Source organism: Stenotrophomonas maltophilia group sp. vghtpe118 (assembly GCF_052605195.1).
The window spans coordinates 4,215,589-4,231,349 of record NZ_CP199672.1; the positions used below are offsets into that span (position 1 = coordinate 4,215,589).

13 protein-coding genes are annotated in these 15,761 nt (G+C 66.0%); 3 read left to right on the forward strand and 10 right to left on the reverse strand.

From position 1 onward, the window contains the following. Nucleotides 1-29: 29 nt before the first annotated feature. From ACUDTM_RS19255 to ACUDTM_RS19280, 6 genes are all read right to left on the reverse strand, one after another. On the reverse strand, nt 30-359 hold the full coding sequence (locus ACUDTM_RS19255; RefSeq protein WP_005415908.1) for a DUF3325 domain-containing protein: 330 nt from the start codon (nt 357-359) through the stop codon (nt 30-32). Continuing rightward, nucleotides 356-1,993 (reverse strand): PepSY-associated TM helix domain-containing protein, encoded by a 1,638-nt coding sequence (locus ACUDTM_RS19260; protein ID WP_072166774.1) that lies wholly within the window; start codon nt 1,991-1,993, stop codon nt 356-358. The genes ACUDTM_RS19255 and ACUDTM_RS19260 overlap by 4 nt, the downstream gene beginning before the upstream one ends. After that, nucleotides 1,990-2,304 (reverse strand): DUF3649 domain-containing protein, encoded by a 315-nt coding sequence (locus ACUDTM_RS19265; protein WP_053498676.1) that lies wholly within the window; start codon nt 2,302-2,304, stop codon nt 1,990-1,992. Before ACUDTM_RS19265 ends, ACUDTM_RS19260 begins: the two co-directional genes overlap by 4 nt. 245 nt (nt 2,305-2,549) lie before the next feature. Continuing rightward, nucleotides 2,550-3,836 carry a DUF445 domain-containing protein gene (locus ACUDTM_RS19270; RefSeq protein ID WP_353080189.1) on the reverse strand — a complete coding sequence of 429 codons (1,287 nt, stop codon included), beginning with the start codon at nt 3,834-3,836 and terminating at the stop codon, nt 2,550-2,552. Nucleotides 3,837-3,960: 124 nt separating this feature from the next. Continuing rightward, a complete protein-coding gene (locus ACUDTM_RS19275; protein ID WP_072166772.1) occupies nt 3,961-4,839 on the reverse strand; it encodes a plasmid replication/partition related protein in 879 nt (292 codons plus the stop codon). Nucleotides 4,840-4,902: 63 nt separating this feature from the next. Further along, a complete protein-coding gene (locus tag ACUDTM_RS19280; RefSeq protein ID WP_072166771.1) occupies nt 4,903-6,255 on the reverse strand; it encodes an aspartate aminotransferase family protein in 1,353 nt (450 codons plus the stop codon). Between the two features lie 104 nt (nt 6,256-6,359). Between ACUDTM_RS19280 and ACUDTM_RS19285 the strand changes: the two genes are divergently transcribed. Beyond that, a complete protein-coding gene (locus ACUDTM_RS19285) occupies nt 6,360-7,856 on the forward strand; it encodes an aldehyde dehydrogenase (protein ID WP_072166770.1) in 1,497 nt (498 codons plus the stop codon). Nucleotides 7,857-8,099: 243 nt separating this feature from the next. Further along, a complete protein-coding gene (locus ACUDTM_RS19290) occupies nt 8,100-9,401 on the forward strand; it encodes an MFS transporter (protein WP_072166939.1) in 1,302 nt (433 codons plus the stop codon). Here ACUDTM_RS19290 and ACUDTM_RS19295 read toward each other — a convergent pair. From ACUDTM_RS19295 to ACUDTM_RS19305, 3 genes are all read right to left on the reverse strand, one after another. Next, nucleotides 9,382-9,843, reverse strand: a complete 462-nt coding sequence (locus ACUDTM_RS19295; RefSeq protein ID WP_188241124.1) for a bacteriohemerythrin — start codon at nt 9,841-9,843, stop codon at nt 9,382-9,384. The genes ACUDTM_RS19290 and ACUDTM_RS19295 overlap by 20 nt on opposite strands. An 85-nt stretch (nt 9,844-9,928) precedes the next feature. Beyond that, entirely contained in the window at nt 9,929-11,272 is a 1,344-nt protein-coding gene (locus tag ACUDTM_RS19300; protein WP_049416322.1) for a diguanylate cyclase, read from the reverse strand. A 95-nt stretch (nt 11,273-11,367) separates the two neighbouring features. Next, complete coding sequence (locus ACUDTM_RS19305) at nt 11,368-12,930, reverse strand: MASE1 domain-containing protein (protein WP_227837375.1); 1,563 nt, start codon at nt 12,928-12,930, stop codon at nt 11,368-11,370. A gap of 459 nt (nt 12,931-13,389) precedes the next feature. On the opposite strand from ACUDTM_RS19305, the gene ACUDTM_RS19310 reads away from it, so the two are divergent. Beyond that, a complete protein-coding gene (locus ACUDTM_RS19310; protein ID WP_070489551.1) occupies nt 13,390-13,878 on the forward strand; it encodes a hypothetical protein in 489 nt (162 codons plus the stop codon). A 160-nt stretch (nt 13,879-14,038) separates the two neighbouring features. On the opposite strand, the gene ACUDTM_RS19315 is transcribed toward ACUDTM_RS19310, so the two are convergent. Then, the gene (locus ACUDTM_RS19315) at nt 14,039-15,631 is read right to left on the reverse strand and encodes an MASE1 domain-containing protein (protein ID WP_072166938.1); all 1,593 of its coding nucleotides are present in this window, start codon (nt 15,629-15,631) and stop codon (nt 14,039-14,041) included. Nucleotides 15,632-15,761 lie beyond the last annotated feature (130 nt).

Genomic DNA, 15,761 nt, shown 5'->3' on the forward strand with positions numbered 1-15,761 from the left:
GCGTGGATGCCGCTGTCCCCGTCCTGCGGCTACAGCAATTCCAGCACCAACCCCAGCACCGGCAGCGCGATCGCCAGCGGCGCAATCCATGTTGGACGATACGGGTACAACCCGAACGACAGCGTCACGCCGGCCAGGGTCATTGCCCCCAGCCACAGCACCGGGCCCATCGCCCAGCCGTGGTCGGCCACGCACAGTGCGAACGCCGCCGCCAGCAGCGCCCAGCCCAGCACCCGCCACTGCATCCGCCGTGCGGGTGCGGCCGCGGCCTTGCCATGCAGGTCGTGCTGGTGCTTTTCCATCGACAGCGACAGCGCGGTGAACGCAGAGAACGACAGCGCCAGTGCCAGCAGCATCATGCGCTGGCCTCCGCTTCGGCCGCTTCCGCAGTGTTCACCGATGCCTTCGGTGCAGCCGCAGCGGCCGCACGTTTCTTCTTCTCGGCCGCACTCAGCGGTGGCGTCCAGCGCTGCATGCGCCAGCCGCACAGCGCCAGCATCGCGCCGAACGCGATCATCGAAAGATCGACGCCGGCCAGTACCCAGTCGCCGCTGCGCAGTGTGATGCCCAGATGCGCGTGCGTGGTCAGCGCATTGACCACCGGCACCAGTGCGAACGCGGCCGCACCCAGATAGAGCTGCCACGCCCACATCATCCGCTTCGGCCAGATGAAGGCGGCCAGCAGCGCGCCGCCCCAGGCGTAGAAGAACACGTTGGCCTCGGCACTGGAGCGCTCGGCGATCTGCAGCGGCAGCAGGCGGTTGCCCCAGAAGTACGCCGCGAAGGCGATCGGCAGGCCGGCCACGGTGCCGATGTTCAGCGCATCGACCAGGCGCAGGCCGAATCCGGTACGCCCGTTCTTGGCATGCCTGGGACGCTCCTTCACCGCCCACAGCACCACGCCGCTGGCGACCATCAGGCAGCCGACCAGGCCGGACAGGAAGAACAGTGCGCGCAGGCCCCAGTCGGCGAAGCGCGCCAGGTGCAGGCCATACAGCACGCCACGGGTGGCGGTGGCGCCGCCGGACGGCGGCGTCTCTTCCAGCAGCGCACCGTTGACCATGTTGTAGCGCAGCGCTGGGGTGTCGGTGGACAAACGCCTGCCGTCGCGTTGGCGGATGTCGATCACCGCATTGGCAGCGCCCGGGTTGGACACGGTGAAGCCGGCCACTTCCACGCCGTGCCAGTGTGCACGCGCGCTGTCCAGCAGCTGTGCGATCGGCAGCGGCGTGGCGCGGCCTTGTGCCGGCGCGGTCACCTCTGGCATGCCGCCGAAGGCTTCGCTGAAGAACTTGTCCTCGTCCTGCGGGTAGGCAACTTTCACCCCCCACGGCAGGTACATGATCATCAGAGTGACGATGCCGGTGTAGGTGATCATCGCGTGGTACGGCAGGGCCATCACCGCGCTGACGTTGTGGAAATCCAGCCAGGACCGCAGGCCCTTGTCCTTGCGGAAGGTGAAGAAGTCCTTGAAGATTTTCTTGTGGGTGATGACGCCGGTGATGATCGCCACCAGCATGAACATCGCGCAGAACCCGACCAGATAGCGCGCCCAGTACACCGGGATGTAGTGCAGGTCGAAGTGCAGGCGGTAGAAGAAGTCGCCGCCACGGGTCTCGCGCGCCTTCAATGCCTGGCCGGTGTTCGGGTCGAGCGTGGCGTCGCCGAAGCCACCGCGACGGCCACGACTGGGGTCAGCCAGTTCCGGTGGCAGCCGCCAGAACAGCTGCATGGCCGGGTTGCGCGGCTGCGGCAGGGTGACGAACCAGTTCTCGGCGTGGCTCGCATTGGCCTGCAGGTAGTCCACCGCGCGCTGCGCGGCCACGTCGATGCTGACGTTGCTGGACGGCAGCTCCGGGCGCATCCAGCGACTGATTTCCTCGCGGTAGTAGCTGGCCGTGCCGGCCATGAAGATCAGCAGCAGCAACCAGCCGACCAGCAGGCCCGTCCAGGTATGCAGCCAGGCCATCGACTGGCGGAATCCGTTCTTCATGCCCAGGCTCCCAACAGGCGTGCGACCGCCGCCATCAGCAGGGCGGGGGCGAGGATGCCGACCCAGGCCCGCAGCGCGCTGCGGGTGGCGAAGGCCCACAGCGCCGCGCAGGCAGCCACCACAATGGCCAGCAGCATGCCGGTCAGCACGGTCTGGCCGCGCGCGCCGGGCAACGCCACCGCGCAGAACACGCTGGTCATCGAGGCCAGCGCATAGCCGCCGAAAATCGCGGCCAAAGCGCGTGACAGCACGCCCCAGCGCGGGTTGGAGAACAAGGTGCGGGGGCTGGCGGGGGTGGGCGAGCGGTCCACGGCGTTCCTGCAGGTTGGAGAAGGGATGGAACGCGTCCGCGGCCCCCTTGCGCCCTGCGCATGTCGCCCAGCGTGTCCCATCGACGAAGCACTGCCCGCGCAGACGGGCAGCCCAGAAGTCGGGGCAGTACACGGGCGATGGGCACGTTTTTCGTACCCGTTTGGCTAAGCGTACAACCGATCAGTAAATGATATGTATTCGCATTTCATGAATCAAGCGTGCTGATCGTGGGCGTTGGCCGGGGCTAGAACCTGAACACCGCGGTTGCCGCATGCAGCAGCAGGCCGATCAACCCGCCCACCAGGGTGCCGTTGAAGCGGATGAACTGCAGGTCGCGACCCACGCTCAGTTCCAGTTGCTCGACCAGGTGCCGCTCGTCCCAGCCCTTCACGGTCTGCGCGATATGCGTGGTCACGCCCTCGCGCAGGCGCCCGGTCAGGCGCTGCGCACCTTCCAGCAGGTGCTGGTTGAGGGCCTCGCGCAGGGCCGGGTCGGCCTGCAGGCTGCTGCCCAGCGACGCCAGGCTGCGCTGCAGGTGGCCGACCAGTGCCGAGTCCTCGCGTTGCAGGTCGGCGCGCAGGCTGGCATGGATGCGCGCCCACAGCCCCTGCACGTAGTCCTGCAGGGCGGGGTGGTCGATCATGTCCTGCTTGAGCTGTTCGATGCGCTCGGCCAGCGCCGGGTCTTCGCGCAGGCGCTGCACGTAGTTCTGCAGCCAGGTCTCATAGTCCTGGCGCAGCGGATGCTGCGGCTCGGCCAGCACCTGTTGCAGTTCTTCCAGTACCGCCCGCGCCAGGCGCTCGGCCAGGCTGTCGCCGATCTCGTCGATCGGCTTGACCCAGTTCACCGTGCTCGACAGCGTCGGCCATTCGCGCTGGATGTAGCGCACGATCAGCTGCGAGGCGCGTTCCTTCACCTCCGGCTGCTCCAGCCAGCGCCCCAGCCGCTGCAGGCCCTCGTCCAGCACGCGCTGGTGGCGTCCATCGGCGGTCAGCAGGGCCAGCAGTTCACCGGCGGTGGCAGCGGCATTCCACTGCCGCAGCTGCTGCACCACGAAGGCGTGCAGTTGCCGGCGTACCGCGGTTTCGTCGAAGAAATCCAGTGCCTGCAGCGCCCAGCTGCGGGCCATGTCGGCCAGCATCCGCGAGCGTGCCGGGTCGGACAGCCAGCTGCCGAGACGGCTGGCCGGATCGAACACCTGCAGCTTGGCCAGCAGCACACCGGGTTCCAGGAACTGGTCGCGCACGAACAGCGCCAGGCTGTCGCCGATGCGCTCCTTGCTGCGCGGGATGATCGCGGTGTGCGGAATCGGCAGGCCCATTGGCCGCCGGAACAGCGCAACGACCGCGAACCAGTCGGCCAGCGCGCCGACCGCAGCGGCCTCGCAGAAGGCCGAAACCCAGGCCCAGATGCCGCGTTCGCCGTACCAATGGCTGACCGCGAATCCGGCCAGCATCAACAGCAGCAGGCCCAGTGCGAGGGCTTTCAGGCGCCGCAGCTGGGCGCGGCGCGGATCGTGGGCAGGCGTCATTGCACGAGTCTAACCGCAGCCTGGTGATGCCTGCCTGTAGAGCCGAGCCCATGCTCGGCTGCCTTGCGCGCGGCAAACCGCAGCCGGGCATGGGCTCGGCTCTACATGAGAGATCCGCGCGTTTTTAAAGCGCTTCCAGTTGCTTGCGCAGCGCGGCCAGCTGCGCGCGCAGGGTGTCGTTCTCGCGGGTCAACGCGACCACGCGGCGGCGCAGGGCCGGGGCATCCTCGCCCAGCTGTTCCAGCGCCAACAGCACTTCGGCGTCGCGGCTGACGATCTCGTCCTCGCTGGGCTCCTCGAAGTCCATCTCGGCCGCGTCCGGCTTCGGCGCGCGCGGCTTGCGCTTGGATTCGCGCACGCGCTTGGCCGCCTGCTTCAGCTCGTCCTTGCCACCGGCGGCGGCGGCGCGCTGCTCCTCTTCGGGCAGGTCGGCCACGGCTGCAGCGGCGCTGATCGAGATCACGCCGGCCTTCACTGCCTCCACCACTTCGGGTGCAGCCTGGGCGTGGATCCGCTCGATCATGCCGACCTGGCTGGTACTCAGCTTGGCTTCGCGGGCCAGCTCGGCGCGGCTGAGCTTCGGTGCCGGCTCCCACGGCGGGCTGTCTTCGCCCGCCTCATCGGCGATTTCGGCGGTACCGTCGCTCTCGCGCTGCAGCTGCGCCTGCTCGACCTGCTTGCGGGCGGCCAGGATGTCGCGCTTGCGCAGCGCCAGCACGCCGCGCTGGAAATCGGACACGCTGCGACGGCCCAGATGCTGTTCGATCATCCACAGGTGCACGTCTTCCATGCTCTGGAAGCGCGTGTTCTGCACGGTGTTGAAGGGCAGGCCATGCTTCTGGCAGATGCCGAAACGGTTGTGACCATCGACCAGCACATTACCCCACAGCACCAGCGCATCGCGGCATCCTTCGGCCAGGATGCTGCGCTCCAGCGCGTCATGTTCGTCCGCGGTCAGCGGGTCGATGTAGGCCTTGAGTTCTTCTTTGACGACGATATCCATGGGCACGGCAGCGAGCAGGAGCGGAACCGCCCATTGTACCCGCTCGCCACCACCGGCCCGGGCTCAGGCGGTGGCCCCGATCATCTCGCCCAGCGTGCCGGTGATCTGGTCGATCTGTGCCTTGTCCACGATCAGCGGCGGCGACAGCGCGATGATGTCACCGGTACAGCGCACCAGCAGCCGGCCGTCGTGGAAGCAGCGCCGGAACACCTCGTAGCCGCGGCTGCCAGGTGCATCGCGGCGCGGCGCCAGCTCGACCGCGCCGACCAGGCCGAAGTTGCGGATGTCGATCACGTTGGGCAGGCCCTGCAGCGCGTGCAGCCGTTCCTGCCAGTACTCGCCCAGTTCGATGGCGCGCTCGAACAGGCGCTCCTCGGCGTAGACGTCCAGTGTCGCCAGCGCTGCGGCGCAGGCCAGCGGGTGTCCCGAGTAGGTATAGCCGTGGAACAGCTCGATGGCCTGTGGCGGGGCCTGCATCAGCGTGGCATGCACGGCGTCGCTGGCCAGCACGCCGCCCAGCGGAACCGCGCCGTTGCTGACCGCCTTGGCAAAGGTCAGCAGGTCCGGGGTGACCCCGAAGCGCTGTGCGGCGAAGGGCATGCCGACCCGGCCGAAACCGGTGATGACCTCATCGAACACCAGCAGGATGCCGTGGTGGTCGCACAATTCGCGCAGGCGCTGCAGGTATCCGGGCGCGGGCAGGATCACCCCGGCGGAGCCGGCGATGGGCTCGACGAAGACGGCGGCAATCGTCGAGGCGTCATGCAGCGCGATCAGCCGTTCCAGGTCGTCGGCCAGCTCCGCGCCCTGGCGCGGCAGGCCCCTGCTGAACGCGTTGCGCTGCAGGTCCAGGGTGTGGCGCAGATAGTCCACGCCCCCCAGCTGCAGGCCGAACGCCCTGCGGTTGTTGGGCAGACCGCCCAGTGCCATGCCACCGAAACCGACGCCGTGATACGCCTTCTCGCGGCTGATGAAGCGCGTGCGCTGGCCCTCGCCACGCTGGCGGTGGTAAGCCAGCACGATCTTCATCGCGGTATCCACCGCCTCCGAGCCGGAGCTGGTGAAGAACACATGGTTGAGCGGGGCCGGAGCCAGTGCGGCCAGCCGCTGTGCAAGCGCGAAGGCCGGCGGCGAGCCCATCTGGAAAGCGGGCGAGTAGTCGAGCGTGCGTGCCTGCCCGGCGATGGCCTCGACGATGCGCGGTCGCGCGTGGCCGGCGTTGCAGCACCACAGGCCGGCGGTGCCGTCAAGGATCTGTCGGCCATCGATGTCTTCGTAGTGCATGCCTTCGGCGCGGACCAGCATGCGTGGTGCCGCCTTGTACTGGCGGTTGGCGGTGAATGGCATCCAGTAAGCGTCCAGTGACTCGGGGCGCTGTGTGGTCAGGTCGTGCAGGTCGCTTCCGGGACGCTTCATGCCAGCTCCGTCGGGTCCGATGCGACGAATGTAGCGCAGCCACGTCACGGCGGAGTCGCGGTGACCCCAGTATAACCAAGGCTCGTTGAATGCTGGAGCTTCCCATGGCCGATTTTCCCGACCGCAGCCATTGGCAGGCGCTGGCCCTCCAGCTGTCGATGCCAGGCCAGGCCTTCATCGATGGCCGCTATGTCGATGCAGCCAGCGGCGCCCGTTTCGACTGCGTCAGCCCGATCGACGGTCGCGTACTGGGGGCGGTCGCCGACTGCGACGCGCAGGACGTGGAGCGCGCGGTACTGGCCGCGCGGCGCAGCTTCGAGGCGGGGCACTGGTCGCAGGCAAGCCCGTCCCATCGCAAGCGCGTGCTGCTAGCCTTGGCGGCGTTGGTGGAAAAGCACGCCGACGAGCTGGCCCTGCTGGAAACCCTGGACATGGGCAAGCCGGTGCGTGATGCGCGCCGCATCGACCTGCCAGGCGCGGTGCGCTGCCTGCGCTGGACCGCCGAGGCCGTGGACAAGCTGTACGGCGAGATCGCGCCGACCGGCCCGCACGAACTGGGACTGGTCACGCGCGAGGCCGCCGGGGTCGTGGCCGCGATCGTTCCGTGGAACTTTCCGCTGCTGATGGCCTGCTGGAAGATCGCGCCTGCATTGGCCATGGGCAACTCGGTGGTGCTCAAGCCGTCCGAGCGCTCGCCCTTGAGTGCGTTGCGGCTGGCGGCGCTGGCCGCCGAAGCGGGCCTGCCAGAGGGCGTGCTGAACGTGCTGCCGGGGTACGGTGCGCGCGTCGGTGAGCCGTTGGCCCTGCACATGGATGTGGACGTGCTCGCCTTCACCGGCTCCACCGCCACGGGCGCGAAGCTGCTGCAGTGTTCCGGGCGATCCAACCTCAAGCGGGTCTGGCTGGAGTGTGGCGGCAAGAGCCCGCATGTGGTGTTCGCCGACGCCCCTGATCTGGACGCCGCCGCGAAGGCGGTGGCACAGGGTATCTTCTTCAACCAGGGCGAGGTCTGTACCGCAGGTTCGCGGCTTCTGGTACAGCGTTCGATCCGCGAGGATTTCGTGCATCAGGTGGTTGCCTATGGCCAGCACATGCACCCCCGCCATCCATTGGACCCCGATGCGCCGATGGGTGCGCTGGTGGATGCCGCGCACCTGGACAAGGTGATGGACGATATCGCGCGCGCCGAAGGCGAGGGCGCCCGGTTGCTGCTGGGTGGGCGGCGCGCCGAAGTGGAAGCCGGCGGCAGCTACGTCCAGCCCACCGTGTTCGACCAGGTGCGTCCGGAGCAGGCACTGGCGCGCGAGGAAGTGTTCGGGCCGGTGCTGGCCGTGCTGGGGTTCGAAGACGAGGCCGAAGCGGTGCGCGTGGCCAATGACAGCCGCTACGGCCTGGCCGCCGGCCTGTGGACACGGGACCTGGGGCGGGCCCACCGCGTCGCGCGCCAGCTGCGCGCCGGCAGCATATGGGTGAACGGCTGGGATGGCGGCGACATGACCGCTCCGTTCGGTGGCTACAAGCAGTCCGGCAACGGGCGCGACAAATCGCTGCATGCGTTCGACAAGTACAGCGAGATCAAGGCCACCTGGATCCAGTTGTAACGACGCGACTGCTGGACGGCTGTTCGCTCTCTGTAGAGTCGAGGGATGCTCGACTGCCGTTCGTTCTTCTGTAGAGCCGAGCCATGCTCGGCTGCATCTCGCGAAGAGAAGAACCGTCGAGCATGGCTCGACGTTACAGAGGCGCCTGGCCCCTCGTTGGCATCGGTGTCGGCTGAAACCATCGTGCCGTACCGCCGCCTGCCCGTGGCAGAATCGGGCGATCTGCCATTTCCCACGTTGCCGATGTCGACGATCACCGCTGCCGCGCCGCCCGTGAATTCCCCCCGTCGTGTTCTGCTGGCCAGCCTGATCGGTACCACGATCGAGTTCTTCGACTTCTACATCTACGCCACGGCCGCGGTGCTGGTGTTCCCGCACCTGTTCTTCCCGGACAGCAGCGAACAGGCAGCCTTGCTGCAGTCGCTGGCAACCTTCGCGGTGGCCTTCATCGCACGCCCGGTTGGCTCGGCAGTGTTCGGCCATTTCGGCGATCGCATCGGCCGCAAGGCCACCCTGGTGGCTGCGCTGCTGACCATGGGGCTGTCCACGGTGCTGATCGGCCTGCTGCCGACGCACGCACAGATCGGGCTGTGGGCGCCGGCGCTGCTGGCGCTGTGCCGTTTCGGCCAGGGCCTGGGTCTGGGCGGGGAGTGGGGCGGGGCAGTGCTGCTGGCCACCGAGAACGCACCGCCGGGCAAGCGTGCCTGGTACGGCATGTTCCCGCAGCTGGGTGCACCGCTCGGCTTCCTGCTGTCGGCCGGCATCTTCCTGGTGCTTGGCCGTTGCCTGAGCCAGGCCGACTTCCTGCAATGGGGCTGGCGCATTCCTTTCGTGGCCAGCGCGCTGCTGGTCGGCCTCGGCCTGTGGGTGCGGTTGAACATCCACGAGACCCCCGACTTCAAGCAGGCGCTGGAGCGCAAGGCGCCGGTGCGGCTGCCGATGTGGACGGTGCTGCGTGACCACCCGGTGCCGATGCTGCTGGGTACCCTGGGCGCGTTCGCCACCTTCGTGCTGTTCTACCTGATGACCGTGTTCAGCCTCGGCCACGGCACGGCCGTGCTGGGTTACAGCCGCGAGCAGTTCCTGCTGATGCAGATGGCCGGCATGCTGTTCTTCGCGCTGGGCATCCCGCTGTCGGCGCGCTATGGCGACCGTTGGGGGACGCGCCGCACGATGATCGTGGCCAGCGTGCTGATCATCGGTTTTGGCGTGCTGTTCGCGCCGCTGTTCCAGCCGCACAGCCCGTGGATGGTCACCGCCTTCCTGTGCCTGGGCCTGTTCCTGATGGGCCTGACCTATGGCCCCTGCGGTACCTTCCTGGCCGAGATCTACCCGGTGGAGGTGCGCTACACCGGCGCATCGCTGTCATTCAACCTGGCCGGCATTCTGGGTGCGGCACCGGCGCCGTACCTGGCCACCTGGCTGGCCGAACGCTTCGGCCTGGTCGCGGTCGGCTACTACCTGTGCCTGACTGCGGCAGCGACGCTGTGCGCGCTGGTGGCACTGCACCGGCGCGCGCTGCGGTTCAGCCAAAGAAGCGCTTGAGCGTGCGTCCCAGCCAGCCACCGCCCTGGTGCTCGCGGGTGAACTGGTTAAGGTGCGCCTTGACCTGTTCGGCATAGGCCTGATCATCGCCGCGGATGTGGTTGAACAACCAGCGCGAGAGCATGGTGCGCAGTTCGTCGCTGATGTCCTCGCCGGCCTGGAAGCGCAACCGGTACTCGGCCACGCGCTTGATGAAGATCTCATGCACGCGCTTGTGCGCTGCACAGAACGGGTAGCCCGCCTCCTCCATCAGCTCTTCCTCGAACGCGAAGTGCGACAGGGTGTAGTCGACGACTTCGTCGATCACTTCACCCACCGCTGCACGCTGCAGGCTGGTCTGCGCCACGTGCAGGTGGTTGAGCATCTCGATGATGCGGCGGTGTTGTTGGTCGATCACATCGATGCCGATGTTCAGATCGTCCTGCCAGACCAGTAGTGCCATCCCCGGCTCCCCTTCATGCGTATGTCGGGGCCGACTGTAGAGCTGCCGTGCGGGAACGGCGTTGATCTGGATCAAAGCGAGCCGGTCAGGTCAGCGCAGGCTCGCGTGGACGCAGCGGGCTGGCCACCGTGGTGCAGCTGACCCGGTTGCGGCCACCGGCCTTGGCCAGGTACAGCTGGCGGTCGGCCTCGGAGATCAGCCGGTGCAGCGCATCGCGCTGCGGGCGCAGGCAGCACAGGCCGATGCTGACCGTCATGCGCAGGGTAGCGGTGCCGATGTCCACCTCCAGTGCGGCGATGCGCTGGCGCAGCTCCTCGAAGTACAGCAGCGCCTCGTCCTGTTCCATGTCTGGCACCAGCAGGCAGAACTCCTCGCCGCCGAAGCGCGCGATCAGGTCGTGGCTGCGTGCATGCGCGGTCACCGCGCCGGCCACCGCGCGCAGCGCGTCGTCGCCTGCTTCGTGGCCATGGGTGTCGTTGATGTGCTTGAAGTGGTCGATGTCGATCATCGCCACCGCCACGCATTGGCCGTGCAGCTGCAGCTGCGGCAGCTGGCGCTGGCTCTGCTCCAGGAAGAAGCGCCGGTTGGGCAGCCCGGTGAGGAAGTCGCGGGTGGCCAGGTCCTGCAGGGTGCCGATCAGTTCCAGCTGGTCCACGTTCTGCGAGACGCGGCAGAAGAACTCCTCGCGCGAGAACGGCTTGCGCAGGAAATCGTTGGCGCCGTTCTTCAGGAAGCGCGGGATCAATGAGGCGTCGGTATTGCCGGAGATGCCGATCACCGCCACCTTGTCGCGCGAGCGCAGGGTGCGCAGGCGACGGGTGAATTCCACGCCTTGCATGCCGGGCATTTCCTGGTCGACCACCGCCAGGCGGATCGCCGGATGTGCCTCGATAGCAGCCAGGCCCTCGTTGCCGTCGGCGGCTTCGTGCACCTCATGCCCATACATCCGCAGCAGGGCGGCGGCATAGCCACGCGCGGACGGCGAATCGTCCACCACCAGCGCGGCGATGCGCCGGTTGCGTTCCAGCCGCTGCACCAGCCACACCAGGTAGTCGATGCTGCCCGGGGTATTCTTCAGCACGTAGTCGATGATCTGCTGCTGTAGTACGCGCTTGCGCAGGTCCTCGTCGTAAACGCCGCTGACCACCACCGTCGGCAGGTCGCGCTTGAGGAAGAACTCGACCACTGCATCGCGGTCGCCGTCGGCCAGCACCAGTCCGGTCAGCACCAGGAACCAGCCTCCGCCTTCGCTGAGCAGCCGGTCGGCCTCGGCCAGGGTGGAGGCGATCACCACCGGCAGTTCCAGGCGCTGCTCGATGGCTTCGCGCAGCATGCCGGTGAACGCACGGGAGTTTTCGACCAGCAGGATCCGCTGCGGCAGCGGATCGGCCAGGTCGCCATCGACGGCGGCCTGCGGCAGCACGGGCATGATGCGGTGGCTCACGAGGGAGGGGCTCGGCACGGATAGCGGCGGTTTCGGGTGTAACTTTAGCGGGGCAGTATGCCCTGCGTGTCGTTCGGCGATCAGGCGGGCGATGTGAATGACGCCGCTGTGCCCGCAATGGATTCGTGCAGGACGAACCGGAGCCGGTTGCCACGGCAATGCACCGTACCGCCGTAGGCCATTATCCGGCCGGCCAGACGCTCCGTGGCCTGCTGAACGGTCCCACTCGACAGCGTGCAGCTGCGGTCAAGCAGGCCCACGACCACCACAATGCCGCGGCGGTCGCCAGCCTGGCCGCTCCGGGCGCGCACGCTGACCTGTCCCGACTCCAGCTCCAGCAGCAGCGACACCGCCTCGATCAGCGAGCGATAGATGGCGAGCTGCAGGTCAACAGTCAGCATGCAGGGGTTCCCCTCCAGCCGGGGCGGTATCACGCGATGGGAGTTGTCCCAGTTCTCGCACGCGCCGCCAACGCGCAGCGCGATATACAGCCCAACCTGCTCCAGCCCCGTGGGGTAGACCAGACTGGCCTGTTCACGGAACAGCCGCGAGTGCACGGATGAGGCGTGCTGCAGGCTGTTGGCCACCGCATGATGCCCCTGCGCCTTCAGCCAGCTGACCATCTCGCCGAGCGAGCTGTCCATGCCTTCGCCGAGTTGCCTGAGATGGGAGGCGCGCTCGCGAAGTTCACGCTCACGGATCTGATGCGAACTACGTGCCAAGCGCAATGTGGTTTCCTCAGCCAGTCCACGGGACCGTGCACGTTCGTGGTGATAGCTGATGCTGGATCCCAGGGCGAGCAGTGCGACACTCATCACGGCCATGTTCTGCTGGGTGGCGAAGGTGCCCAGGTCGAACGAGGACGGTAGGCCGGTGCTGGGAGTGGCGAAATGGAGTGGAAGGTTCAACAGCGGAATCGCGATGGCAGCGCCACGCCACCCATGCATGAAGGTCAGGGCGATCGCCGGTAGGGAGGACAGCAGCACCAGGTGGGTGCGTGTGGTGTGGGCGCTGATGGCCGTAAGCTGCATGCACAGGGCCAGGACCAGCATCACCAGGATGGCCGTGACCGTAGGTGCAGCAAAGCGGCGCGTCCAATTGGGGGCCGCGTCTCGTCGCGACCAGAGGAATGCCAGTGGCACGAGGGTAATGATGGCGGCGAAGTGGCCAAAGATCGTGCGATCAACTGCGCTAAGCAGATTGCTCGGCGGCGGGTTCGACCACAGGGCGAATGAAATGCCCATATTGAGAACCGGGACGAACAACGCCGTGCAGAAGGTCAGCGACAGCAGCCAGAGGCCGGCGGCGGACTCCGATGGCATTCTCATGCGGTGCAGGTGGACCACCAGCATCGCCATCGGCATCAGCAGCGTCGAGGCCAGGATGACCCAGGCCAGGCCGTAGCTGTCGATCATGGGGATGCGCAGGGTTGCGAAGTAGGTGTACTCGCCAAGCAGCAGGTAGGGCCACAGGCGGGTCGGGACGATCAGGAGTGCCGCTGCCCGGATGCCCGCTGGCAGGAAGAACTGATCCAGCGAGAACTGACGCGAGACAAGGCAGCTCAAAGCGTAGACGGCCGCGAGTGCGATTCCGACGGGTCGGATCCGGAAGCTCAGTTCAATTGCTTCTTTGAATCGGTCCAAGCCCCGCCTCTTGCCTCCCGGCCAATGATGACTGGCCACGTCCGTAGACATTATCGACAGTCGGAGAAGGGCGCAATCGAGGTGTCTGGCCTCCCTTTGCGCTGCAATTGCCGGCTTCCTGCGCTTCGTGGCCCTACACGGTCAGCAGTGCGTCGGCATAGCCACCAGCGGACGGTGAATCATCCACAATCAGCGCGTCCTCGGTTCGATCACGTTGCAGCCGTTGCACCCGCTACATTCGGCAGTTGATGCTGTCCACTGTGTTCACTATCGCGCAATCGACAATGTCCTGCTGTTACACGCGCCTGTCCAGGTCATTTGTCGCAGATGCAGCTGACCCGCACCGTGGGCGGGTTTCGCTACGGGTATTGGCGATTTCGGACGCTGCATCGGCGTGGCATGGGTTTGCATCGATCCAGTCGATTATGTCCCATGGGCTTTACGGAGTCCGCCCGGTATATGCTGATGCGATTGGGGGTAGCATCCTGCTTGATCCGTATTGCATCCAACCTGGAGGTTAGTGTGGGAAATTTCCGAATTCATGCATTTGCTGGTGCGTTGATGTTGGTGCCGGTATCCGTTCTTGCTTTTGCCCCAAGTGACGACCATGGAATCAAGATGGCCGGCCAAGGACTCGGCCAGTCGATTCCGCAGGCACAGGACCTGAGCGTGGATCCCGGCTGGTTGGTCTATGGGTTCGAGCGCGATGGTATGGATTATTTCCAGGTAAACGATCTCGCGGGCCACGTGCACATCGTGATCGGCAATGCTGCGGGCACGTTCTGGGTACTGCCGGCAGGTGACCCATCTGCGAAGGTGTCGTTGCCTGAGCAGCGCCTGCCTGTTCCCGCCAAAGCCACCAGGACGGTTGTCTATCGGTCCCCCGCATTCACGCTGGTCAGATATGCAAGCGGAGCTGATGTCTTGTGGGCGGTAGAGGCACCCTGATACCGCCTGTTGCCGGGATATCGGAGAGCGCCAGTGTCAGACTGCATGGGCACCCGGATGTTCGCCGGGTGCCCATGACGCCTTTGGCCAGCGGGATGAGCGGGACGTTCATGCGATACCGCTGCGTTGGTTCGATCCGATCGCTTGACTGTGAAATGCGCTACTGCAGCGCAGAGGGTGCAGGGCAGCTGTACCGTGATGGAGCACTGGGCTGTGTCTCAAGTTTTGTTTCACGATCGAGGAACAGGATCCTGACCCGGTTGCGATAGCAGTCAACGGTCCCGTCATAGGGCAGGGTTCGCCCGGTCAGCCGCTCGAACGCTGCCATGGTTGTCTGCTGGGAAAGGCGCCGACGCGACTCCAGCAGCGACACGACCATGAGGATTCCGCGCCTGGAGCCCATTCCGCCGCATCTTGCACGAATGCGAATCTGTCCACCTTCATGCTTGAGAAGAATGGAGACTGCATCAATCAGTGTCCGGTAAGCGGCCAACTGCAGTTCCACGCTCAGGTTGCAGGGGTCGCCTTTCAGATCAGGGCGGAGAACGCGCTCCGTCAGCGTCCACGACTCACGGATGCCACCAGCCTGCAAAGCCACGTAAAGCCCAAGATGCTCCAGACCCGAGGGATAGACCATGCTTGTCTGTTCGCGAAGGAGCCGCGAATGTACATTCGAAGTATGCAGAAGGCTGCTGGCCACTGCGTGATGTCCCTGGGCCTTGAGCCAGTCGGCCAGCTCCACCAGTGAGGTATCAATGCCGTCGCCGAGCTTGCGAAGGTGCAGGGCACGCTCACGCAGCTCCATCTCGCTGGCCAATTGCGAGCTCCTCGCAAGATGGATGGCGTCCCTTTCCCCCATCTCGCGCAGCCTGTAACGATGGTAGAAGTGGGTGATGCGTGATCCGAGCAACAGCAATACGATGCCGCTGATCGCCATGATCTGCTGGGTGATGAAGGCCGCGGGATCGAATGCGGTGGGATGGGTGTTGGGCGTGGTCAGGCCGATGACCATGTTGAGCACCGGTACTGCAAGGGCGGCACCCTTCCAGCCATACAGGCAGGTAAGTGCGGCCGCGGGGAGTGCCAGCAGCAGCAGGAGCGTTGCCTTCAGCGCAACCCAGTCTGCGGGCAGTTGAGTTGCTGCTATCCCGATCAGGAGCATCGATGAAAGTGCCGCCAGCATCGGGGTCTTTCGTCCAGCGTTCCACTCCTGCCCCAGGTCCTGTCGCGCCCACAGCATGGCGATGGGGGCCACCGTCAGAATGCCGATGAAGTCGCCCACGCTGTAACGCGCCGCACTGGTCAGGAAGGGCGTGGAAGGGGGTGTTGGCCAGAGCAGATGGGAAAAGCTGAGGTTCAGCAGCGTAACTACGACGCTGGAAGCGGCGGCAATCAACAAAAGGCCGATCGTCTGCGACTCCGCCATCAGTCGCCGTTGCAGCTTCACAATCAACATCACTGCGGGCATGAGGAACGCGGAGGCAACAATGACCCATGTCAGGCCGTACTTCTCGATCATTGGCACGCGGGACTGTGCAAAGTACGCATATTCGCCCAGCAGCAGATACGGCCACAGGCGCGGCGGGCACAACAGTACGGCCGCCACCCGGATGCCGGCTGGCAAATAGAACTGATCCAGCGACAGCTGTCGGGTTGCCCAATAGGCAACTGCATAAAGCAAGGCAAGCATCAGGCCAGCCGGACGAATGCGCACCTTCAGCAACAATCCTTCTTTCCACCAGTCCAATCGCACGTCCCCCTCTCCTACGTGTCCCCTGTCAGCTTCCATTCGCCGCGAGGCCCGGTTTCTCAGGACGTTATCGGTCTGCGAACGATTATGCAATTGCACAGCGGCGCATTTAGGGAGTTGACCAACCATCCAT